The 23,670-nt window shown below is 42.7% G+C and carries 23 protein-coding genes; 9 read left to right on the top strand and 14 right to left on the bottom strand.

The genetic code is table 11. The features are described 5' to 3' along the window. Positions 1–97: 97 nt before the first annotated feature. From CJ305_RS07180 to CJ305_RS07165, 4 genes are all read left to right on the top strand, one after another. Positions 98–613: a DUF2975 domain-containing protein gene (locus CJ305_RS07180; protein WP_099645585.1), complete on the top strand. Its 516-nt coding sequence runs from the start codon at positions 98–100 to the stop codon at positions 611–613. Between the two features lie 2 nt (positions 614–615). Further along, positions 616–843, top strand: a complete 228-nt coding sequence (locus CJ305_RS07175; protein WP_099645584.1) for a helix-turn-helix domain-containing protein — start codon at positions 616–618, stop codon at positions 841–843. 64 nt (positions 844–907) lie between these two features. After that, complete coding sequence (locus CJ305_RS07170) at positions 908–2,680, top strand: M61 family metallopeptidase (protein ID WP_099645583.1); 1,773 nt, start codon at positions 908–910, stop codon at positions 2,678–2,680. Further along, on the top strand, positions 2,662–3,369 hold the full coding sequence (locus CJ305_RS07165; RefSeq protein ID WP_223248822.1) for a cyclase family protein: 708 nt from the start codon (positions 2,662–2,664) through the stop codon (positions 3,367–3,369). The genes CJ305_RS07170 and CJ305_RS07165 overlap by 19 nt, the downstream gene beginning before the upstream one ends. On the opposite strand, the gene CJ305_RS07160 is transcribed toward CJ305_RS07165, so the two are convergent. The 6 genes from CJ305_RS07160 to CJ305_RS07135 all read right to left on the bottom strand — a co-directional run bounded on the left by CJ305_RS07160 (position 3,370) and on the right by CJ305_RS07135 (position 10,335). Beyond that, positions 3,370–3,912, bottom strand: coding sequence for a hypothetical protein (locus tag CJ305_RS07160; protein WP_099645582.1), 543 nt, complete (start codon positions 3,910–3,912; stop codon positions 3,370–3,372). It abuts the gene before it with no gap. A 69-nt stretch (positions 3,913–3,981) separates the two neighbouring features. Continuing rightward, positions 3,982–4,260 carry a F0F1 ATP synthase subunit delta/epsilon gene (locus tag CJ305_RS07155; RefSeq protein ID WP_099645581.1) on the bottom strand — a complete coding sequence of 93 codons (279 nt, stop codon included), beginning with the start codon at positions 4,258–4,260 and terminating at the stop codon, positions 3,982–3,984. A gap of 73 nt (positions 4,261–4,333) precedes the next feature. Then, positions 4,334–5,842: a F0F1 ATP synthase subunit beta gene (gene atpD, locus CJ305_RS07150; RefSeq protein WP_099645580.1), complete on the bottom strand. Its 1,509-nt coding sequence runs from the start codon at positions 5,840–5,842 to the stop codon at positions 4,334–4,336. 219 nt (positions 5,843–6,061) lie between these two features. Further along, positions 6,062–7,912, bottom strand: coding sequence for a glutamine--fructose-6-phosphate transaminase (isomerizing) (glmS, locus tag CJ305_RS07145; RefSeq protein ID WP_099645579.1), 1,851 nt, complete (start codon positions 7,910–7,912; stop codon positions 6,062–6,064). Between the two features lie 3 nt (positions 7,913–7,915). After that, a complete protein-coding gene (locus tag CJ305_RS07140; RefSeq protein WP_099645578.1) occupies positions 7,916–9,514 on the bottom strand; it encodes a DUF4270 domain-containing protein in 1,599 nt (532 codons plus the stop codon). An 11-nt stretch (positions 9,515–9,525) separates the two neighbouring features. Further along, on the bottom strand, positions 9,526–10,335 hold the full coding sequence (locus CJ305_RS07135) for a glycogen/starch synthase (RefSeq protein ID WP_099645577.1): 810 nt from the start codon (positions 10,333–10,335) through the stop codon (positions 9,526–9,528). 107 nt (positions 10,336–10,442) lie between these two features. On the opposite strand from CJ305_RS07135, the gene panC reads away from it, so the two are divergent. From panC to radA, 5 genes are all read left to right on the top strand, one after another. Next, the gene (gene panC / locus CJ305_RS07130; protein ID WP_223248821.1) at positions 10,443–11,291 is read left to right on the top strand and encodes a pantoate--beta-alanine ligase; all 849 of its coding nucleotides are present in this window, start codon (positions 10,443–10,445) and stop codon (positions 11,289–11,291) included. 18 nt (positions 11,292–11,309) lie between these two features. Beyond that, the gene (panD, locus tag CJ305_RS07125; protein WP_099645575.1) at positions 11,310–11,660 is read left to right on the top strand and encodes an aspartate 1-decarboxylase; all 351 of its coding nucleotides are present in this window, start codon (positions 11,310–11,312) and stop codon (positions 11,658–11,660) included. Between the two features lie 17 nt (positions 11,661–11,677). Continuing rightward, positions 11,678–12,646, top strand: a complete 969-nt coding sequence (locus tag CJ305_RS07120) for a lysylphosphatidylglycerol synthase transmembrane domain-containing protein (protein ID WP_099645574.1) — start codon at positions 11,678–11,680, stop codon at positions 12,644–12,646. Between the two features lie 74 nt (positions 12,647–12,720). Beyond that, on the top strand, positions 12,721–13,857 hold the full coding sequence (locus CJ305_RS07115; protein ID WP_099645573.1) for an alpha/beta hydrolase: 1,137 nt from the start codon (positions 12,721–12,723) through the stop codon (positions 13,855–13,857). Then, positions 13,857–15,218, top strand: coding sequence for a DNA repair protein RadA (gene radA / locus CJ305_RS07110; protein WP_099645572.1), 1,362 nt, complete (start codon positions 13,857–13,859; stop codon positions 15,216–15,218). The genes CJ305_RS07115 and radA overlap by 1 nt, the downstream gene beginning before the upstream one ends. 59 nt (positions 15,219–15,277) lie before the next feature. On the opposite strand, the gene CJ305_RS07105 is transcribed toward radA, so the two are convergent. The 8 genes from CJ305_RS07105 to CJ305_RS07070 all read right to left on the bottom strand — a co-directional run bounded on the left by CJ305_RS07105 (position 15,278) and on the right by CJ305_RS07070 (position 23,631). Continuing rightward, positions 15,278–15,694, bottom strand: coding sequence for a hypothetical protein (locus tag CJ305_RS07105; protein ID WP_099645571.1), 417 nt, complete (start codon positions 15,692–15,694; stop codon positions 15,278–15,280). Positions 15,695–15,804: 110 nt separating this feature from the next. After that, the gene (locus CJ305_RS07100) at positions 15,805–16,551 is read right to left on the bottom strand and encodes a succinate dehydrogenase/fumarate reductase iron-sulfur subunit (protein WP_099645570.1); all 747 of its coding nucleotides are present in this window, start codon (positions 16,549–16,551) and stop codon (positions 15,805–15,807) included. Between the two features lie 26 nt (positions 16,552–16,577). After that, the gene (locus CJ305_RS07095; RefSeq protein ID WP_099645569.1) at positions 16,578–16,949 is read right to left on the bottom strand and encodes a four helix bundle protein; all 372 of its coding nucleotides are present in this window, start codon (positions 16,947–16,949) and stop codon (positions 16,578–16,580) included. Between the two features lie 34 nt (positions 16,950–16,983). Continuing rightward, positions 16,984–18,987: a fumarate reductase/succinate dehydrogenase flavoprotein subunit gene (locus CJ305_RS07090; protein ID WP_099645568.1), complete on the bottom strand. Its 2,004-nt coding sequence runs from the start codon at positions 18,985–18,987 to the stop codon at positions 16,984–16,986. A 3-nt stretch (positions 18,988–18,990) separates the two neighbouring features. Next, the gene (locus tag CJ305_RS07085) at positions 18,991–19,647 is read right to left on the bottom strand and encodes a succinate dehydrogenase cytochrome b subunit (RefSeq protein WP_099645567.1); all 657 of its coding nucleotides are present in this window, start codon (positions 19,645–19,647) and stop codon (positions 18,991–18,993) included. Between the two features lie 248 nt (positions 19,648–19,895). Then, complete coding sequence (locus tag CJ305_RS07080) at positions 19,896–20,285, bottom strand: DUF2721 domain-containing protein (protein ID WP_099645566.1); 390 nt, start codon at positions 20,283–20,285, stop codon at positions 19,896–19,898. Between the two features lie 10 nt (positions 20,286–20,295). Next, a complete protein-coding gene (locus CJ305_RS07075; RefSeq protein ID WP_099645565.1) occupies positions 20,296–23,139 on the bottom strand; it encodes a WD40/YVTN/BNR-like repeat-containing protein in 2,844 nt (947 codons plus the stop codon). A 129-nt stretch (positions 23,140–23,268) separates the two neighbouring features. Next, positions 23,269–23,631: an endonuclease domain-containing protein gene (locus tag CJ305_RS07070; protein ID WP_099645890.1), complete on the bottom strand. Its 363-nt coding sequence runs from the start codon at positions 23,629–23,631 to the stop codon at positions 23,269–23,271. Between the last annotated feature and the right edge of the window lie 39 nt (positions 23,632–23,670).

Below are 23,670 nucleotides of genomic sequence, written 5' to 3'. Positions count from 1 at the left end.
GTAATTCTTATTGTAGCCGTATCGGTTGTATCTATTTTAACCATTATGGCTTTTATAGCAGATAAGGTTGTCATTGGTGTAACCCATCATTAAAATTATGAATCTAAACACCTTCTTTAAGCGCCTTATTGATCTGGCTTTTTACCTGATGGTACCGATTGTGGTATTCTTTCCGGGAACCATCCTGTATGTGTTGATGTTCCCGGAACAGACGATAATTAACCTAAACATACCCTACGCCGAAAATGGGTTTAGCGGCAAGGCCCTGTTGTTTAGTATGGGATTCTTCGCCTTGTTCCTGTTGTTTTTTGCCGGACTTTATCAACTGCGCAAGTTTGCCGGTTTGTTACTTAAAAATAAGCTGTTTTCGCAGGAAGTGGTCAAACGCACCCACAAAACCGGAACCTTCTTTACGGCCTGCGCTCTGGGTTCTCTGATTTTTATAGGTCTGAATGCGCTATTTTCTTACGAGGGTAAAATCAGCGTGACTTTTGGAACGTCGAATTTTAGTTTACTCCTGTTCTTACTCATTGTAGGCGTATTGTTCTTACTGCTGAGCGATGCTTTTGCCAGAGCTTTAAAGCTTAAAGAAGAAAACGATTTAACCGTCTAGCTATGCCCATCATCATCAATTTAGATCAGGTATTGGCAGACCGCAAGATGAAAAGCAAAGAGCTCGCAGAAATCGTAGGCATCACCGAAGCCAACCTTTCGATTTTAAAATCAGGTAAAGCCAAAGCCGTACGATTTTCAACGCTGGAAGCGATTTGTGAAGCATTAGAATGTCAGCCGGGAGATATTTTGGCTTTTTCCTCCACTAATTCCTTCGAAGAAGGGCAATAGAAACAGGCCGGGTTTCAGCAGCGATTTGTATTTGTTTGAGTATTTTTAGCACAAATATATTTTTATGAAACTCTGGATTGCCTTCCTGTTTTTAAGCCTTACGCTTCAGGCTCAAACCAATTTTTACGAAATCTCTTTTGACAACGCCGTGCACCACGAAGCTGTGGTACAGGTGACTTTTCCGCATATCAAATCAAACACCCTGCGCGTGAGGATGAGCCGGTCTTCTCCGGGGCGCTATGCGATTCACGAGTTCGCAAAAAACGTTTACGGTCTAAAAGCCACAAACGGAGCCGGAGAGCTGCTTGAAGTCAAACGCGACGATCCCTATAGCTGGATCATCAGCAATACAGACGGAACCATCAAGGTTGAATATACGTTGTTTGCAAACCGGGGCGGCGGTACCTATTCTCAGGTAGACGGTACCCACGCCCACCTGAATATGCCGGCAACCTTTATGTATGCCAAAGACTTACAGGAACGCCCCATCAAAATCACATTCAACGCCCGCGAGGACTTGGGTTGGAAGGTGGCCACCCAGCTTAAACACGAGGAAGGCACTACGTTTTACGCGCCTAATCTGTATTATTTTATGGACAGCCCCACCGAAATAAGCAACTTTAAAGAGCGAGAATTTGAGGTGGACGGACAAACGGTAAAATTTATATTGCACGACCCGGGTACTGAAGCTGAATTTGATGAGTACTGGGAAAAGGTTCAGAAAATTGTTTTAGAGGAAAAAGCGGTTTTTGGCGAATTGCCTAACTACGACTACGGCACCTATGCGTTTCTCGCGTGCTATATGCCGAATGTTTCCGGTGACGGGATGGAGCATCGCAATAGCACCATTCTAACCGACACGGAGACTTTAGCCAATGGCGGTATGACCGGAAATATCGGTACCGTTTCACACGAATATTTCCACAGCTGGAATGTAGAGCGCATTCGCCCCGCAGACTTAGAACCTTTTCATTTTGATAAAGCCAATATGAGCAACAGTCTTTGGTTTGCCGAAGGTTTTACCAGCTATTATACCAATCTGATTTTGGAACGCGCCGGAATCATCAGTGCCGAAGACTATGTGAAAAGCCTTAACGGCACCTTTAATTACGTGTGGAATTCGCCTGCGCTTCAATACTTCAATCCTATTGAAATGAGTAATCAGGCGCCGTTTGTGGATGCTGCAACCTCAGTAGATCCGGTTAACCGGGAGAATATGTTTATCTCTTATTATTCTTACGGAAGCGTTTTAGGCCTGGCTCTGGATTTAAGCTTACGCGAAAAGAGTCTTAATCTGGATGACTTTATGCAATTGATGTGGAAGCGTTTCGGTAAAACCGAAGTAGCCTATACGGTTGAAGATATCGAGAATACCCTGGCCGATTATGCCGGGAATGCTTTCGCCCAAAACTTTTTCAGCAACTACATCTACGACAGCAAGATGCCCGATTATGAAAAGCTGCTTGCTTCCGCAGGGCTTAAACTCTCTAGAGCTACAGAGAAGCCCTATTTCGGCGCTACATTCGCTGAAACTTCTAATGGCCTCGAGATCGCAAGAAACACCTTTAAGGGCAGTCCGGCTTATAAAGCGGAGCTCGATAAAGGCGATGTGATCACTGCCGTTGACGGTATTGAAATGACCTCAAACGAAGCCTTTAACCAGTTGCTTGACAGCAAGAATATTGACGATATGCTTGAGGTGAGTTTCCTGCGTTTCGGCAATGAATTGAAAACTACTGTAAGGCTCAGCGCTGATCCTACCTATTCTATTAGTCTGGATGAAAAAGCTAACAAGGAAGCTGTAAAATTTCGCGAAGCGTGGTTGGCAAAGAAATAATAGACCTCAGTCAGGAAATTTATGGCGGTATGCCAGTGTACAAAAGTCTGTCACCAGTTTCTATGCACGTGTATGCTACTCACGAAGAATGGGATGGCGACGAGAAACCTGCAACTCAAACACCCAGCGTGCATCAGATCACAATGAGTGAGCATACCGGCACGCACGTTGATGCACTCAACCATATGGATCGAAAAAATGTTGGCGAGTCTATAGATAAAATGCCTTTATCAATGTTCTACACCGAAGCAATCTGTCTGGATTTTTCGCATAAAGGATTGCAGGAACTTATTACTACCGAAGAACTCCAGCAGGCGTGTGAAACGGCTAATTTGAGTATAAAATCAGGCGATACGGTACTCATTTACACAGACCATTACCGAAAACATTTTAATACCGAAAACTGGCCCAAAGGTCCTGGACTTACAGCTGAAGCAGCTCGATATCTTGGTGAATTGAAGATTGCAGCCTTTGGTGTAGAAACCATGTCACCGGGAGTTCCAAAAATTTCTAATACCGAAGTTCATAAAATATGCGGCGAATTGGGCTTCACGCATTATGAAAATATGATTAACCTATACAAATTGGTTGATCGCGGAAGGTTTCAGTTTATTGCACTTCCTTTAAAAATAAGAGGGGGCACAGGATCCCCTGTAAGAGCTGTGGCGGTGTTTGATCAAGAAAACTAATTACTCCATCTTCGTTTCTAAGAGTACCGGATTTCTGGGATCAGAAGCATCCAGTATCTCAAGATCCAGAATTTCCGAGATATAACGTGCTTCTGCAAGGGCTTCTTCATAATCGAAAAATTTTTCAAATTGAACGTGACGTTTATTGGTAAACCAAATATTTAACTCAAAAATATCTTTCGTGTTTTTAAATATTCCAATTCGTTTTAAATCTGAAAAACTATGCCAGCTGCCCCAGTGAAAAGGTCCTATATAAAACTCAATTTTATATCGCTTTTTTGACAGATCAAAAATGATCAGCTTTCGCTTCATAAGATTTATTCCTAATCCAAAAGCAATTACGCTGAAAAATATAAAACTTGACATACCCTTTCCCCATTTAGCTACCTGTTTATCTTTCGTCCAATCGACATCCAATTCAAAGTTTATTACAATTGTAAAATACACCAGAACAAACCCGAGGGTAAAGAAAAGAGCGGCAATGATCTTTATGATTAAATGCCTGTCATACTGCTTAATTATTTTTACATCATTCGCTTCCACAAGGTCTAAAATAAAAAAAGCGCTTAATTCAGAAGAATTAGGCGCTTTTAAATTTATGATTATTTCAGCTTAATCAGCCAAAACAATTACTTTATTATCCTTCATTTCAACAGTGCCCGATTTAATCGCCAGAGTGATTTCATCGGCTTCCTTTCCGGCAGAAAAGTATTTTCTGGACTTATCAGAAAGCTTGGCTCCTTTAACCTTAACTACACCTTCGTCTAAAAGTGAAACGATAGCTGCGTGATTGTCGAGGAGTTGAAATGCTCCGTCAGTACCGGGAACGGTTACTGAAGTAGCCTCTCCACTATACAAAGTTGCTTCCGGACTTACTATTTCTAAATGCATATTATTTACAGTTTACAGTTTGCAGTTGCAGTTTGCAGTACCTTATACTGAGACTGATAACTGCGCACTTGTTTTAAGCTTCCGCAAGCATTTTCTCTCCGGCTTCGATAGCTTCTTCAATAGTACCTTTAAGGTTGAAAGCTGCTTCAGGAAGGTGATCAAGCTCACCATCCATAATCATATTAAAGCCTTTGATGGTTTCTTTGATATCAACCAATACTCCAGGAATACCGGTAAACTGCTCTGCTACGTGGAACGGCTGAGATAAGAAACGTTGTACACGACGTGCGCGACCTACTGCCATCTTATCTTCTTCAGATAATTCTTCCATACCAAGGATGGCGATAATATCCTGAAGTTCTTTATAACGCTGTAACAACTCTTTTACGCGTTGTGCACAGTTATAATGATCTGCACCCAATATTTCTTTGGTCAGGATTCGAGAAGTAGAATCTAGCGGGTCAACCGCAGGATAAATACCAAGCTCAGCAATCTTACGAGAAAGTACGGTTGTCGCATCAAGGTGGGCAAAGGTTGTAGCCGGTGCCGGGTCAGTAAGGTCATCTGCAGGTACATATACTGCCTGTACCGAAGTAATAGAACCTTTTTTAGTTGAGGTAATACGCTCCTGCATCGCACCCATTTCGGTTGCAAGAGTAGGCTGATAACCTACCGCAGATGGCATACGACCTAAAAGAGCCGATACCTCAGAACCTGCCTGAGTAAAACGGAAAATATTATCTACGAAGAAAAGAACATCTTTACCCTGACCGTCTCCTGCCCCATCACGGAAATACTCAGCAATGGTAAGACCGGAAAGCGCCACACGAGCACGAGCTCCGGGTGGTTCGTTCATCTGACCGAATACGAAAGTCGCTTTAGACTCTTTCATAGCAGCTTTATCTACTTTAGAAAGATCCCATCCGCCTTCTTCCATGGAGTGCATAAAGTCTTTACCATATTTGATAATACCAGACTCCAGCATCTCACGAAGTAAATCATTACCCTCACGAGTACGCTCACCTACACCAGCGAATACAGAAAGACCACCGTGGCCTTTTGCGATATTGTTAATCAACTCCTGAATCAATACCGTTTTACCTACACCGGCACCACCAAAAAGACCAATTTTACCCCCTTTTGCGTAAGGCTCAATCAAGTCGATTACTTTGATACCTGTAAATAAAACTTCAGTAGAAGTTGATAAATCTTCAAATTTTGGCGCCTCGCGGTGAATAGGAAGACCATTAGCTCCAGACTTTGGAAGATCACCTATACCATCGATAGCATCACCAATTACATTAAATAGACGCCCGTAAACTTCATCTCCAATAGGCATTTGAATTGGCGCTCCGGTAGCAACTACCTCAGTACCTCTGCTCAAACCATCGGCAGAATCCATTGCGATCGTTCTTACGGTATTTTCACCTACGTGAGACTGTACTTCAAGAACTAAAAGGCTTCCGTCTGCTTTAGTAATTTCAAGCGAATCATAAATTTTAGGCAGATCTGCATTGTTTGCAAACTCTACATCTACAACAGGGCCTATAATTTGGGCAACTTTACCTGTAACTTTTGACATTCTTAACTATTTAATGTTTAGCGAAATATGTAGCCGAAAAAAATGAAATTCGTAAAAATTAATCTGCTTTTTTTCGTCGTGCAAAGATAGTTTTTAATCTTTAAAAACCTAAAAGACTTTCAGTGAATTTATAAGCCAAAAAAGTTACCCGGAAAAACCCACTTACTAAAACAAAAAAAGACCATCACTGATGGTCTTTTGTATTCTAAATGAGTCCTTTTACTCTACCGTAACGCTCTTGGCAAGATTACGGGGCTGATCTACATTTTTACCCAGCATTACTGCAATATGATAAGACAGTAACTGCAATGGTATTGTAGTAAGCAACGGTGACATCGAGTCCATCACCTCCGGCACTTCAATCACATGATCTGCCAGTTCCTTTACCGTAACGTCTCCTTTAGTCACAATCGCGATAATTTTACCTTTTCGGCTTTTGATCTCCTGAATATTACTTACAATCTTATCGTAATGGCCACGACGGGTTGCAATAACCACTACCGGCATCTGCTCGTCAATAAGCGCGATAGGACCGTGCTTCATTTCGGCAGCGGGGTAACCTTCTGCGTGGATGTAGGAGATCTCTTTGAGTTTAAGCGCTCCTTCTAATGCTACCGGAAAATTAAATCCACGGCCTAAGTACAGGCAATTGGAAGCATCTTTATAAACCTCAGCAATCTTTTTAACGTGCTCGTTATTCTTAAGTGCTTCTTCTACTTTTTCAGGAATCAGGCGCAGCTCTTCGAGGTGCATATGAAAATCTGAAGTAGAAATCTTGCCTTTGGCCTTGGCTATTTTCAGCCCTAAAAGGGTTAAAACAGTTATCTGAGTCGTGAATGCTTTGGTTGAAGCCACTCCGATCTCAGGACCCGCGTGGGTGTAGGCCCCGGCGTGTGCTTCTCTAGAGATAGATGAACCGACCACGTTGCATACTCCAAAAACAAAAGCTCCGTTTTCTTTTGCCAGTTTCATAGCAGCCATGGTATCTGCAGTTTCTCCACTTTGAGAAATCGCGATAACCACGTCATCTTTATCAATTACCGGATTACGGTATCTAAACTCTGAAGCATATTCTACCTCAACCGGAACGCGTACCAGTTCTTCAATGATGTATTCGGCTACAAGACCTGCGTGCCACGAAGTACCGCAAGCCAGAATAACCAGACGTTTTGCATTTAAAAATTTATCGATATGATCGTCAACACCGGCCATTTTGATAATGCCTTTGTGCTCACGCATACGCCCACGGAACGTATCACGTATCGCCTGAGGCTGCTCGTAAATTTCCTTAAGCATAAAATGCGGGTAACCGCCTTTTTCAATTTGCTCTAAATTCAGTTTTAATTCCTGAATGTAGGGCTGACTCACCAACGCATCATCCTGAATGTTGAAGACCTTCACCTCCCGACCACGACGCACAATAGCCATCTCACCGTCTTCAAGATAAAGGGCATTCTGGGTATATTCAATAAATGGTGAAGCATCTGAAGCGATGAAAAATTCGTCTTCACCAATTCCTATCGCCAGCGGGCTACCCAAACGGGCGACCACAATTTCGTTTGGCTTTTTCTTATCAAAAACAGCAATGGCATAAGCGCCCACCGTTTCATTTAATGCGATTTGTACGGCCTTGCCCAGCTTTACATTTTGTTTAAGCTGAACATCTTCAATAAGATTAACCAATACTTCAGTATCGGTTTCTGAGGTAAAGGTGTAACCACGCTTGGTAAGCTCTTTTTTGATCGCATCGTAATTCTCAATGATCCCGTTATGAATGATCACCAGGTCACCGGAGTTGGAATAATGCGGATGTGAATTGACGTCATTAGGAACACCGTGGGTTGCCCAACGCGTGTGACCTATTCCCAAAGTACCTTCGGTAATACCGGCCTGTTCTGCCTTTTTTCTTAAATCTTCAACTTTGCCTTTAGTTTTGCAAAGCGAAATAGCTTCTCCATCATAAATCGCAATACCTGCACTATCATAGCCTCTATATTCCAGTCTTTGCAAACCCTTGAGAACTATGAGATATGCCTGTCTGTGACCTATATAACCTACAATTCCACACATAAACTATTGATTTGAAACTTCAGCAGAAAAAATTCTAAGCTTGATTTTTTGCGCCTCGGGCACATTAGCTCCCGTACCGTATAAGACTGTACCCTGTTGAGAGATGATTGATGTAAAAGGTAAGCGGTTTGGCCTGTCTTCATTCGTGGTATTTTCAATCATACCTGTCCCCGTAAAAATCAAATTTTGACTTACTACGATTCCTAATTTGGTCGCCGGGTTTTCGTTATCAGGATTCAATAATCCTTTAACATGCTCTGTTATTCGGATTTTATAACTCCTGTCTCCGTTATCAAGTTCCCTCAAGGGACCTAAATGTGAGGTACCAACAGCCGTAACAACACCCTGACCACTAATCGCTGCATCTGCATTAAAATCTGCCAATGGCTGATTGGTCTCGAGATTATAGATATAAATGCGCGGTGCAAGTTGAACCGCTGCGCCTGCAGTTGCCTGAACAAAATCATCATTCACAAAAAACTCCAGATTGGCCTCACGTACAAGACGCTCTTTTGCACGCTCGGTCTCCAAAATATCTGAAATACCGTCGCCATCAGAATCAGGCCCTGCAAATAGTTCGATCACAGCCATACTGCCCTGACCTCCTTTTAATAAAAGGTTGTCATCGCCTTCGGTTGTATTAATTGTGCCAACTTCTGCTTCAATTTCTGCTTTAAAATCATTTTGATAACCAATTACCGATGTACCGTCAAAAGTCAAACGGATGGAAGATTGCTGGCGATTATCGGTTTCACCGGAAGTGTATTTAATGGTAATCCCTGAATTAGCACGGTCGAATAAGAAGTAAGTTCCGCTGCCGTCTATAGCTTCCGCTTTTAAATAGATTCCTCTAAAGTAATTTCTGAAGCTGTTTGCATTGAAAAGCACATCGCTACCTTCCTGATCAAAAATTGCCTGTTTCCAAAAAGTTTTAGTATCCTCATCTGTTTGCTTCAAACGCAGTCGTGGGCTTACCAAAGTGGTATCTACAACACCGGTGGCACTTGCACCAACATTTGTTACAGCCTCATCAGAAGGAACGAAATCAGCTACCTCAAAAAGCATTTCACTTTCAATCCCTGAAAATTGCTGGAGATCATTAGAGTAATAGACAGCGTTCTCTGTAAAGTCAGGCGGTGCAGTTTCACTTAAAAAATAACCGGAACGGTATGCCGTCAGTTTGATAGGATTATCACCATAAACCGAATCTAAAGTATATTCCGTGACATTTTCAGCAGTAATGCTAGAGCTGCTGAAATATGTGATATCTACAATAACTGTATCAATAACAGGATCAGCTCCAAAGCTGGGGTTGTAACCACTTAAACCTACCTGAGTCAGGTAAGATGCTGTTGTGTTTCCGTAAAGTGTGTCTTGATAAAAACCAAGAGCACCAGCAGAAAGACCATTAGTCTGAACACCGGTTCCGATAAAAAATGGACGGTTATAGGCGACTACATCTAATTCTGAGCTTTCGGAGGTAAAATTGGAGGCATTTACAAGGCCATTGCCTACTTCCTGAAAATCATCCTGACAAGAAACCAATATAAAAATAAACATTAGAGAGCCTAATGTTTTAGACAGCAGGGTATTCAATTTCATTCGTTTGTTTTTTAATCTAACACTTTAGTCGTGTAGAATTCTTCATAAGCCTGGGCAAACTCCTCTTTTTTCTTGTAGGGAAGCACCGGGATTTTTGTTACGTTTAAATACTTGGTCAGCTCTTCGCTTAGATCTGCAGAACCAATGATTGCAGCATCTGAATTTTTAACAGCTACTTTCATAATGTTCTCGTAAGTAGGCTTCTCTAATTCTGCAATGTCATCTTTGTTGATCCCATCGAAAGCGATCTTGTCTATAAGCTGCTCATTTAACGTGTCATCAAAACCCGTATTGTAAACCGAAGTCACAATCTTGCTTTGTTTGAAGAGGGGCTCACTTGCATAATATTGCTTCAGGTATAACGGAAGCAACGATGCCAGCCAGCCATGAACGTGAATGATATCTGGTGCCCAGTTGAGTTTTTTAACCGTCTCTACCACGCCTTTGGCAAAAAAGATCGCACGCTCATCATTGTCAGGAAATAAATTTCCATCCTCATCTGTAAACGTTGCCTTACGCTTAAAATACTCCTCATTATCTATAAAGTATACCTGAATACGCTCTTTAGGTATCGAGGCTACTTTAATGATAAGCGGCATGTCAAAATCATTTATGACCAGGTTCATTCCTGAAAGCCGAATCACCTCGTGTAATTGGTGACGTCTTTCATTAATATTGCCGTATCGGGGCATAAAAATACGTATTTGCCCTCCTTTGCTGTTTACCATTTGTGGTACTTCAAAAGACATCGATGCGATCTCAGTCTCGGGTAAATACGGTATAACTTCAGATGATACGTACAATATCCTCTTATCTTTCATAAATGTGCTTCTAAGTTTCTGTTACGGCTAAAAAACACGCAAAATTACTAAAATTTATGCAGATTGCCAGTAATATAGTAATTTTGCCGCCTGTTAAATTAGTCCGGATGCACGTATATACACATAGACCGCAAATTTCTGCGGCTGTTGCAAACATTAAAAAAAAAGGCCTTAAAATAGGTTTTGTACCTACGATGGGAGCCTTGCATCGCGGGCATGCGAGCCTTTTTGATTTCGCCCAAAAAAACTGCGACGTGGTTGTGGTAAGCATTTTTGTAAACCCTACGCAGTTTAATAATCCTCAGGATCTGGAAACCTATCCCAGAGATTTACAGGCTGATTTAGCGTTTTTAGAAGGTATAAATCCTGAGATTCTTGTTTTTGCACCAGGCACTACAACGATATACGGCGCAAATGTAAAGTCGCTTGATTTTGATTTTGCCGGATTGGATTCTGTTATGGAGGGCGCTTTCAGACCCGGGCATTTTGAAGGTGTAGCAACTGTTCTTAAGTATCTGTTTGAAATTGTTCAGCCTGATCTGGCCTTTTTTGGCGAAAAAGACTATCAACAATTACAAATCATTAAAAGACTGGTTGAGCTTGAAAAACTTCCGGTTGAAATTATAGGCTGCCCCATTAGCCGCCACGAGGACGGCCTTGCAGAAAGCTCCCGCAATCAGCGCCTTTCTAAACAACATCGGGAAGCCGCGCCGTTTATCTACAAAACATTAATGCAAGCTAAAGCGCTGTTTAACGACAAAAGCACGAGTGAAGTTGAAGCTTTTGTTGAAAATGAATTTAAGGATCACGCGCTTTTCAATTTGGAATACTTTGAAATCGCCAACGCCAGCAGCCTTGCTCACGCTTCAGAAAAGAAAGAAAACGAGCACTACCGCGCGTTTATCGCTGCTTTTGCAGATGATGTGCGTCTTATTGACAACATCGCCCTAAATTAAAAACCCTATTTTTACACCATGTTAGTTAACGTTGTAAAGTCAAAAATTCACCGCGTAAAAGTAACCGGTGCCGAGTTGCACTATATAGGCAGCATTACCATTGATGAAGATCTTATGGACTCTGCAGGCATTATTGAAGGAGAGCGCGTTCAGATTGTAAACGTCACAAACGGAGAGCGTCTGGAAACCTATGCAATTCCCGGACCCCGTAAAAGCGGGGAGGTCACCCTTAATGGCGCTGCAGCTCGTAAAGTTGCCAAAGGTGATACGCTTATCTTAATTGTCTACGCCTTTATGGAACTCGAGGAAGCCAAAGCCTTTAAACCTTCTTTGGTGTTTCCGGATGAAGAGACCAATTTGCTGAAATAACCTGACTCCTTTTTAAATTGAGTAAAAAATCCCTGATTAAGCTTTTAAAAATCATCATCCCGCTGGGGATTGGGGTTTTTCTCATTTACTATTCCTTAAGTTCGGCCACTCCTGAGGAACGCGCCACACTTTGGGAAAATATCAAATTGGCTAATCCATGGTATGTTTTGCTCTCTCTGGTTTTTGGAGTTTTAAGCCATCTTTCCAGAGCTTACCGCTGGAAGTATTTGCTGGAGCCTATGGGCTATAAAACCGGACTGGCAAACCGATTTATGGCAGTTATGGCCGCCTATCTTGCCAATCTGGGTATTCCACGTAGCGGAGAGTTCTTGAGAGGCGCCTTGATGACGACTTATGAAGAAGTACCTTTTGAAAAGGCATTTGGCACCATCATTTCTGAGCGTCTTGCAGACTTTATTATGCTGCTTTTACTTGTGGCTCTTGCAATAGGATTACAAACCGATTTGCTGCTGGAATATTTCGCAGAGCAAAACATCAATCCGCTGTATACCCTGATTTTTCTGGTTGCCGTTGTTGCGATGATTTTTGTTGGTTTCAAAATTATTAAACGCGCAAAAAGTGGTTTCCTGTTAAAAATCAAAAGCTTCGCCGCCGGCCTCGTAGAAGGGATGCTTAGCGTCTTACAAATGAAGCATAAATGGGCATTTATCACTCACACCTTATTCATTTGGCTGATGTATGTGGCTATGTTTTGGGTGATCAAGTTCACCATTCCCGAAATCGCTGTTGCGCCTTTTAGCGTGATTCTCGCGGCATTTATCATTGGTTCGTTTTCCATTTCGGTGACTAATGGCGGTATTGGGGTTTATCCTATAGCCATTGGGGCTTTGTTCGTATTCTTTGGTTTTACCAAGCAGGGAGGCGAGGCTTTTGGCTGGATTATCTGGGGTTCTCAAACGCTTCTGGTTATTGTATTTGGAGCACTTTCTTTTCTTTTGCTTCCGCTACTTAACCGCAACCGTTAATTCTTTCACCCTAAAACTTAAGAGGTAGCTTCGGTTTTTATACCTAAATTCACAGTACCTAAAATCTACCTCAAATGAAAACTATTACCTACTTCCTGCTGTTTCTGGTATTCAGCAGTCAGGCACAAGTGCTTTATGAAAGTGTGCCTTCTAACTCGCTCAGCGAGCCCCGTAACATTAAAATTCAGCTTCCGCGCAATTACGAAACCAACCAGGACAAGAGCTATCCGGTTATCGTGGTTATGGACGGGGATTACCTCTTTGAGCCTGTTGCCGGTAGCGTTGATTATTACAGTTATTGGGAAGATATGCCACAGGCCATAGTGGTAGGCATTATGCAGCCCGATCGTATGAGCGACACCTATTACAGTGACGAGAACTTTTTGCCCGCCGAAACCGGAGCTGCCTTTTTTGAGTTTGTGGGGATGGACCTTTTTCCATGGCTCAGCAAGAAATATCACCTCGCGCCTTTTAACGTAGTTGTGGGACACGATGTTACGGCCGCTTTCAGCAATTATTATTTGATGAAAAGTCCGCCGCTTTTTAGCGCATACATTTCTTTAAGCCCCGATCTCGCTCCTGAAATGACTAACCGACTGCTTCCCGTTTTTCAGAATACTGAAAATCAACTCTTTTACTATCAGGCAACCGGTAGTGAAGATATTGAAAGCCTTCGCGAAAGCACCCTAGCCTTTGATCAGGAATTGAAAGCTATAGAGAATGACAGGTTTCATTATTACTTTGACGATTTTGAGAATGCCTCGCATTACTCATTAGCCGGCAGGGCAATACCCAATGCCCTTGAAAAAGTGTTTTCGGTATACAGACCCATTAGCAAAAAAGAGTTTAATGACGTACTCTTAAAAAGCGACTCCCCTTACGATTATCTGGTTTCTAAATACGAGACGATTGAGAATCTTTTCGGCTTAAAAGACCAGATCCGCATTAATGATTTTATCGCAGTAGCAGCAGCTCTTGATAAAAAGGCAGACTGGGAAGGTTTTGAAAATCTGGGAAAACTTGCACGCAAAGAATACCCCGAGACCATTTTGGGTGCTTATTATCTGGGGCGTGCTCTTGAAGGTCAGGGCGAGCCTAAAAAGGCCCTGCGCACCTACGAAGGAGCTTTGGTGCTTAAAGATGTGGCAAATATTAATAAAGACTTACTGATGATGCGTGCGCAGCGCATTAAAGATGATTTTGGATATTAATGGCAAAAGTAAAAACGACCTTTTTCTGTCAAAACTGTGGTGCTCAGTATGCCAAATGGCAGGGGCAATGCAATTCTTGTAAGGAGTGGAATACCATTGCAGAAGAAGTAGTACAAAAAGCAGAAAAAACCAGCTGGAAGGCCGAGACACCTACGGCAAAACGTGTGGCTAAACCCCAGCGCATTCAGGAGATTGACACCACCCGCGACGCGAGGCTCAATACCAAAAACAACGAGCTGAATCGGGTGCTGGGCGGCGGCCTTGTGCCCGGTTCGCTAACCTTACTGGGCGGAGAACCGGGTATTGGTAAAAGCACACTCATGCTTCAGATTGCGTTGATGTTGCCTTATAAAACGCTGTATGTTTCTGGGGAAGAAAGTGCTCAGCAAATAAAAATGCGAGCCGAGCGCATCAATGCTGAAGCCGAAAATTGTTTTATTCTGACGGAAACCAAAACGCAGAATATCTTTAAGCAGATCGAAGCCGTAGAGCCCGATATTGTTATTATTGATTCCATTCAAACCCTGCACAGCGATTATATTGAGAGCGGCGCCGGAAGCATTTCGCAAATACGTGAAACCACTACCGAACTTATCAAATTTGCGAAAGAAACTGCTACTCCGGTTATATTAATCGGTCATATTACAAAAGACGGGAATATCGCCGGACCGAAAATTCTGGAGCATATGGTGGATACGGTACTGCAGTTTGAAGGCGACCGCAATCACGTGTACCGCATTCTAAGAGCGCACAAAAACCGTTTTGGGTCAACTAATGAATTGGGTATTTATGAGATGCAGGGCAGCGGCTTGCGGGAAGTCTCCAATCCGTCTGAGATTTTAATCTCAAAGAATGATGAGGAGTTGAGCGGAACAGCCATAGCTGCCACCTTAGAGGGGATGCGCCCGTTGATGATCGAGATACAGGCTTTGGTGAGTACCGCGGTCTACGGCACGCCACAGCGCAGCGCAACGGGTTATAATGCCAAGCGGCTCAATATGATTCTCGCGGTGCTTGAAAAACGTGCGGGATTCAGACTTGGGGCGAAAGATGTCTTCTTAAATATCACCGGAGGAATTTCGGTTGACGATACCGCAATTGATCTGGCCGTAGTGGCTGCAATTCTCTCTAGCAATGAAGATATTGCTGTCGCAAAAGACATTTGCTTTGCAGCAGAAATCGGCCTTGCGGGAGAAATACGGCCTGTTACCCGCGTAGAGCAACGCATTCTGGAAGCTGAAAAATTGGGCTTCGGTACGATTATGATTTCGAAATACTGTAAAATTCCGAAAAACAACTACGGCATCAACATCGTGAAAGTCGCGAAGATGAATGATGTGGTAGAGTGGTTGTTTGGGTAGACTCTAATCATACTTAAGATTAAGGCATCTAATGCAGTTTTGGGATGACTTACAGAAAGCTATTCCCTATCTATTTTTGAAACACGCTCTAAAAAGACACTTTTGGGCAAATAATATTCACCGCTCGGTTCGGAAATAACTTCTAGTTGGAGTTTATCTGAGTCTAAACTTATTAGTTTCAATTGACCAGAAGTGTTACTAAAAGAGCTTCTGAATGTGCCCTCAAAAGTATTCGGCCCACTTTGGCGCAAATAGATATTTGGCGCTTCGGTGGAATCATTGCAGTCTACTTTATTCCCTTTTTGAAATACAGCACAATATGAACCCAAAAGATCCAATTTTGATTCTGTCGATAAAATTAACTCCAATGAATTTTCATCGTTATCCGAATCCCAAACCCAGGTGCCCGACACATCCTGAGAAAAAGAGCTAAACGCAGATATCACTAATAAAAGGCTGAAAACTGTTTTTTTCATTTGATTAAAAATAATAACACCTAACCTGTTTAAAGATAGTTAAAACAAAAGACCTCACAGGTTTTAAAAACCTGTGAGGTCAATTTTATAATTTCCGCTTTGCGAAAAAATTATCCTTTGCTTACTGCGCTTAAGTATTCGCGATTCATACGGGCGATGTTTTCTAAAGAAATACCTTTAGGACATTCGATCTCGCAAGCCCCGGTATTAGTACAATTACCAAAACCTTCCAAGTCCATCTGACGCACCATATTTTGAACACGCTCAGTCGCTTCTACCTCTCCCTGTGGAAGCAAGGCAAACTGAGATACCTTAGCTGATGTAAACAACATAGCCGAAGCATTCTTACAAGCCGCCACACAAGCTCCACAACCTATACAAGTAGCAGCATAAAATGAGTCGTCTGCATTTTGTTTTTCGATGGGGATTGCGTTTGCATCAACAGTGTTTCCTGAAGTATTAACTGAGATATACCCACCCGCTTGTTGAATGCGGTCAAAAGCAGAACGATCTACAATCAAATCCTGAATCACCGGAAATGCTGTTGCTCTAAAAGGCTCGATGGTAATAGTGTCTCCATCATTAAATTTACGCATATGCAACTGGCAGGTAGTTACCAGACGGTCCGGACCGTGTGGCTCCCCGTTGATTTGTAGCGAACAGCTACCGCAAATTCCCTCACGACAATCGTGATCAAATTCAACCGGCACTTCACCTTTATTAATCAAATCTTCATTAAGCACGTCTAGCATTTCAAGAAAAGACATATCTCCGTCAATCCCATCAATCTGATAGGTTTTCATCGCTCCTTTTGCCTTAGCGCTTTCCTGACGCCATATTTTTAACGTAAGTTTCATAAACGTTATTTGTTAATTGTTAAATGTTAATTGGATGCGCGTTTCAAATAATTGATATAACCATTCAAAACCGCTAAACAATCATACACCTGCTTTTTATATTTATCTAAAACTTCCTGATCTATATAACCCTCGTCAAAAGCAGTTATAAACTGATCAAGCAATTCGTGCAAAGAGCCACGTGAGGTTCTACAAAACTGTATATTCTCCTTGTGGTGAAACCTTCCGTAGCCTTCTGCAATATTATGTGTTACTGATCTTGAAGCTCTTCTCATCTGAGCAATCAATTCAAATTTTTCATGATCCGGGAATGTTTTCAAAAGTCTACTGATGTCATTTCGAAGTTTTCTTGCCATTTTCCAGCAATTTAAATCTTCAAAACTTTTGATATCACTCATCCCCAATTAACCATTAACACATAACTTTTAACTTCTATTTGTACGAACGGGTCTTAACTTCAATGTTTTCAAAAACCAATTCCTCCTTATGAAGTTTAGCTTCTCTAGGGTTTTCATTGTATTCCCAGGCAGAAACAAAACTGAAATTCTCATCATCACGCAATGCTTCCCCTTCCGGAGTTTGATATTCCTCTCTAAAGTGACCTCCGCAAGACTCGTTACGCGTTAATGCGTCTTTAGCAAACAATTCTCCTAATTCAAGGAAATCTGCTACCCTTCCGGCTTTCTCAAGCTCCGCATTTTTAGAATCCATCGTTCCGGGTACTTTTACATTTTCCCAAAAATCCTTGCGCAACTCAGCAATCTCATCCATCGCCTCCTGTAATTCTTTCGCATTACGAGACATTCCGCATTTATTCCACATGATTTTACCCAATTTTTTGTGGTAATAATCAACGGAATGCGTGCCTTTACCACTCATCAACTTCGTCATACGATCGCGTACATCTTTCTCAGCCTGATCAAACTCGGGAGAATCTGTTGGGATTTTACCGGTACGAATGTCTTTTGAAAGGTAATCTCCTATCGTGTAAGGCAATACAAAATACCCGTCAGCCAAACCTTGCATTAGAGCAGAAGCTCCAAGACGGTTAGCTCCGTGATCAGAGAAATTAGCTTCACCGGCGGCATAACAACCAGGGATGGTAGTCTGTAAGTTATAATCTACCCAAAGACCTCCCATAGTGTAGTGCACCGCAGGGTAAATCATCATTGGGGTTTTATACGGATCTTCATCAACGATCTTCTCGTACATCTGGAAGAGGTTTCCGTATTTGTTTTCTACAACCTTTTTACCGTAATCGTAAACCTCCTGATCGGTAGGATTTTGATTTCCGTTAATCAAAGCTTCTTCTTTTCCGTAGCGGATGATCGCACTCTTGAAATCAAGGTATACAGCTTCTCCTGTTTTGTTTACCCCAAAACCGGCATCGCAACGCTCTTTTGCAGCTCTGGAAGCCACATCACGAGGCACCAGGTTACCAAACGCAGGATAACGACGCTCCAGGTAGTAATCGCGGTCTTCCTCTTTAATTTCGGTAGGTTTTAATTTACCGGCACGTATCGCTTCAGCATCTTCTTTTTTAGCCGGAACCCAAATACGCCCATCATTACGCAGCGATTCAGACATCAAGGTCAGTTTAGACTGATGATCTCCAGAAACCGGAATACAGGTAGGGTGAATCTGCGTGTAGCAGGGGTTTGCGAAGTATGCGCCACGACGGTGCGCTCTCCACGCTGCCATTACGTTACTTCCCATCGCATTGGTAGAAAGGAAGAATACGTTACCGTAACCACCACTGGCTAAAACCACGGCGTGAGCCGAATGTCTTTCGATCGCACCGGTTACCAGGTCACGGGCAATAATCCCACGCGCCTTACCATCTACCAGCACCAAATCTAACATCTCGTGACGGTTAAACGGCTGAATCTTGCCCCGGTTAATCTGACGGTTCATTGCAGAATAGGCTCCTAAAAGCAACTGCTGACCGGTTTGTCCTTTCGCATAAAAAGTTCTGGAAACCAAAACCCCACCAAAAGAACGGTTGTCTAACAAACCACCGTATTCACGGGCAAAAGGAACCCCTTGTGCCACACACTGGTCAATAATATTTGAAGAAACTTCAGCAAGGCGATACACGTTTGCTTCGCGCGAACGGTAATCACCCCCTTTTATCGTATCGTAGAATAAACGATAGTTTGAATCCCCGTCTCCCTGATAGTTTTTTGCCGCGTTGATACCTCCCTGTGCTGCAATAGAGTGTGCACGACGTGGAGAATCCTGATAGCAAAATGTTTTAACGTTGTAGCCCAGTTCTGCCAGTGTAGCAGCAGCACTACCTCCCGCAAGACCCGTCCCAACTACAATAACATCAATGTTACGCTTGTTTGCCGGGTTGACGAGATTAATATCGTTTTTATGTTTAGTCCACTTTTGAGCAAGTGGTCCGTCTGGTATATTTGATTTTAATTCTGACATGGTCTAGTGATTAAAATGGTGAAACAACGCGATGAAAATAAAACCTGCAGGAATGGCGATTGCATAAACCTTGGCAAACTTCTTTAAGCCGGTCGCGTATTTGTTATTAAAGCCCACGGATTGAAACGAAGATGCAAAACCGTGAAACAGGTGCAAAGCCAGAAACACAAATGAAATCACGTAAAAACCGGTACGAAGCGGATCGTGAAATTTCTCTACCAACTCCCCGTAATAGCGGGTAGCATCTTCCGGATTCGATTCTACGTATTTGTGAACCATTTCCGGGAACCAAAAGTCATAAAAGTGCAGTCCTAAAAATGCAAGCACCACAAGACCGGTATAGATCATATTGCGACTTACCCAGCTGGAGTTTGCATTGCCTTTATAACTCACGTAATTGATACTACGCGCGGAACGGTTGCGGGCTTCCAGAATAAAACCCATCACAAAGTGAAAAATGACTCCAAAAATCAGAACGGGCTGTAAGATAGCCTGTACCAAAAAATTGGTTCCCATAAAATGAGACCAGGAGTTAAAGGTTTCCGGACTAAAAGTCGAGGTTACATTGATTGTAAAATGCTGACCTAAAAACAATACAAGGAACAAACCTGAAAGTGCCATGGCTACTTTTCGGGCGATAGAAGAGGAAATGATTCCCATTTATTTACGTTTTTAATTTAGTGATGCAAAAATACGGCTCAGCGCTTGTTTTCACAAACTTTGAGACCGCTTTTGGAATGGTTTTAAATAACCTGACAATTGTTCAAGATTTCTTCCGAAAACCTTTGAAATATAGGCTTCTCGTTAAACAGAGAATCTTAAAAGATTCTAAAAATCACTGCTGACAATCAATCTATTGAGATTCATTTAGCCGAAAGATTTAGCATTGAATTTGCGCGCAAGGAGCATTAATCTTCCATATCATTGAGTTGTATTCCCAAAGCTTTGGTACTTAATTGCACTTCTATAAACGAAAGACTTAAAGAAATCATCAATGCAACCAGACTTATCCCGAAAACCAGGTTGGCTACTATTTTCATTTCGATATAAATCAAAAACATCGTCACTACGGCCAAAATAAAGCTGATGATCGCCATTGCCTGCATCGCCTTGATAATTCCCAAACGTTTACGCAGTTGCTTGATTTGCTTTTTTACCGGACTTGAAGAATGATTTTGATACTGCTTATGCAAATCGCGAATAAGCGCTGCAATGGCCAGATAGCGGGCGTTATAGGCCAACATCGTTAAAGAAATGGCCGGAAACAACAAAGCCGGGATGCTCAGGTTTAATTCCATTGGGTTTGGGTTAGTCCTCTTCCGGACTGTTAGCGGCAGCCTGCGCAGCATCTCTGCGGCGGTTGCCTTCTTTCACTTCAAGACTGGTGGTTTTAGAATTTCCGTCCAACTTAACCTCAAGGATATATTTCCCTGGGGGTAGGTAATACAAGCTGTTATCGGCTTTCTTCATTTTAAGGTCTTTATTTGCTTTTTCGAGTTGGTTTTTACCGCTTTCGGTTATACTCAAATCGTAAGGCACATAATTAAAGCCTTTATCTACCGCTGCTTCCCAAGACTTAAGTGTTTTTCCGGATTCAGACTGAATGTTTAACGTTGCAGTTCCTGTAACCGGCGCATAAAAACCGATTTGAATTTCAGGCGTATAGGCCTCTCTCCAGGCGCTCCAGCTTCGGCCCCAATTGGTCGAAAAATCTACATCTTCTATTTTGAAAAGCTGTAAAGCTTCGGTCTTAGCGGGATCAAAACTTTGAATATCATTTAAACTGGAAATAAAAATCGAGCGGCCGTGTGTCCCCACCACAAGATCGTTTGCTTCGGTCTGCACCACCATATCGTGTACTGCCACGGCGGGCATACTTCCTTTAAATAACGCCCAGGATTTTCCGCTATCAAAGGAAACATAAGAAGCCTCATCAGTACCCAAATACAGGATATTTTCTTTTACGGGATCTTCAATAATTACGTTTACAGGAGAATCAGGCAGGTTAGCACTGATATCTTTCCAGGTTTTACCAAAATCTTCACTCACATAAACATAAGGTTTAAAATCGTCGTAACGATAACCGTTCAGGCTTGCATATACGCGGCTCTTTTTATGTTTGGAAGCCAAAACCGTACTAACCCACAATTCCTGCGGAAGCGTTTGAGAGATGACATCCCAGCTTCTACCGCCATCCTGAGTAACCTGAATGATTCCGTCGTCACTACCGGTGTAAATCAATCCAAACTGAAAAGGAGATTCAGTGATGGTGGTTAAAGTTCCGTAGGGCACATTGCCTTTTTTACCGCCGGTGGTCAGATCTGGCGAAATGGCTGTCCAGTCTTTCCCCTGATTCATAGAACGCATCAGTTTGTTTCCGCCCAAATACAAAATATCCTGATTGTGCGAGGAAAGCAAAATTGGCGTTTCCCAGTTGAAGCGATAAGGCTCTTCACCTAATGTATGACTGGGCCTTATGAATTCGCGGTCACCGGTTTCCAGATTGATGCGGTTATAATACCCAAACTGCGAACCCACGTAGATGATATCGCTGTTTCTGCGGTCTATTTGCACCTGCATCCCGTCACCGCCGCCTACACGCTCGTACGGATACTTACCTTCGGCCTCCCATTCTTTTGAAGCTTCATAGGTGCTGGGGCCTTTCCAGGTACCATTATCCTGAAGACCACCGTACACATTGTAGGGTTTTTCATAGTCTACATTAATTGCGTAAAACTGACCCAAGGGCATCGAATTCAGCTTAGACCAGGTTTTTCCGCCATCGTAAGACATATTGAGACCTCCATCATTTCCGTTAATGAGGTGATTCGGCATTTTAGGGTCAATCCACACCACGTGATGATCTACGTGCAGATTGGGTTCATCAATATAACTGAATGTTTTTCCGCCGTCTGTAGATTTTACGATAGGTACGCCTACCATATAAAATTCATCGGGATTTTGTGGGTTTACCGTCATTTCTGCGAAAACATAACCGTAAGAAAAGAAAAAGTCATCAATATACCCTTCATGGGTTCGGTTCCAGGTTTTACCGCCATCGGTGGTTTTAAAGACTTCAGCCCCTATCACCTCACCTTCTTCCTCGGGCGCATTGCGATCGTAGGTGTATTTAAAGAAATCGATTGGTTTGAGTTCGTCATTCTTAACCAGGTCTTTAACCTTCTGCACATCGTATTCTCTGGGGAAACGTTTGATTTGCAGGTAATCTTTCAGCTTTGCTTCTTCAAGTGCCAAAAATTCGGCTTTGGTCATTTCCTGAAATTGCTCAGGCTCCAACTCGTCTTTCTTTTTAGCTTCTTTCTTTTCACCCGCATCCCTATAATTCTGATTGTCGTGAACCGCATAAACGGTATTGGCATCCACTACGGCAAGCCCTATACGCCCGGTGCCCTCGCCCTGCGGAAATGCGGTATCTACGGTTACTAACTGCCAGGTATTACCCGCATCTGTAGATTTATAAATGCCTGAATTAACCCCAGCACCTCTGAAATTCCACGCGGCACGCTCGCGATCCCAGGAAGCCGCGTATAGCACTGAAGGATTTTCGGGCGCAGCAACAAGACTGATGATCCCGGCCTGATCGCTTACGAAAAGTGTTTTGGTCCAGGTGTCGCCGCCATTGGTAGTTTTGAATACGCCGCGTTCTTCGTTGGGCGAATACAAATGCCCCAAAGCCGCTACGACTACCACGTCCGGATTGCTTTCATCTAAAATAATATCGCTGATGTGATGCGAATCAAGAAGCCCTTTTTGCTCCCAGGTTTTCCCATTATCGGTACTTTTTAAAATTCCGATCCCGGCATAGGAAGAGCGGGAAGAAATGGTCTCACCGGTTCCTACCCAGATGATGTTCTCGTCCCAGTTTATGGCAATATCTCCCACATTTTGGGTGGGCGCTGCATCAAAAACCGACTCAAACGTAATTCCATTATTGACGGTGTGCCAGACTCCCCCGGTGGCGTAGCCCACATAAAACTCGGCGCTGTTTTGTGGATTGACATCAATGTCAACCACCCGGCCACTCATAATCGTAGGGCCTACATTTTTAAACGGAATATTTTTTACGATAGATTCCTGAGCAAAGCCTATAAGGGAAAACAGAAAAGAAAAAACAAGAAGAAACGGACGCATACTAAAGTGTGTAAAATTAAGAAGCCCTAAAATACCCTTTTTATGAGGAATGACCTAACCTCAAAATCTAAAACATCCCACCCCGGCCTCCCTTTCCCGAATGGCTCGGGAGGGAGGTTGGAGGGGATGTTAACTGCGCTCTTCAATTTCCAACTTGATGGCTGCTATCACACTATTTATATCCTTAAAGACCTGATCATTTGTAAACCGTAAAATTTTAACGCCATACTGCTCTATTTTAGCTGAACGCTCAGCATCCTCCAGAAATTGAGTGTCGTGAACAGAACCGTCCACCTCAATTGCAAGTCCAAGCTCGTGACAATAGAAATCAACAATAAAATCCAATAAAGGGATTTGTCTGTGAAATTCCACCCCCAGCTTTTTTCTCCTGATTGCCTCCCACAATAGCTTTTCAGCTTCGGTCTGACCCTTCCTCAAAGCCCTGGCAAGCTCTTTTAAATCTGATCGGTATGGGATGATTTTATTTGACATAATTAAATTTAGGAAAATTGCTTTTACATCCCTCCCAAC

The sequence above is a fragment of the Leeuwenhoekiella nanhaiensis genome, assembly GCF_002744755.1.
In the GTDB taxonomy this organism is placed as follows: domain Bacteria; phylum Bacteroidota; class Bacteroidia; order Flavobacteriales; family Flavobacteriaceae; genus Leeuwenhoekiella; species Leeuwenhoekiella nanhaiensis.
Note: the sequence above shows the minus strand (reverse complement) of the source record. Positions and strands in the feature narration are given on the sequence as shown.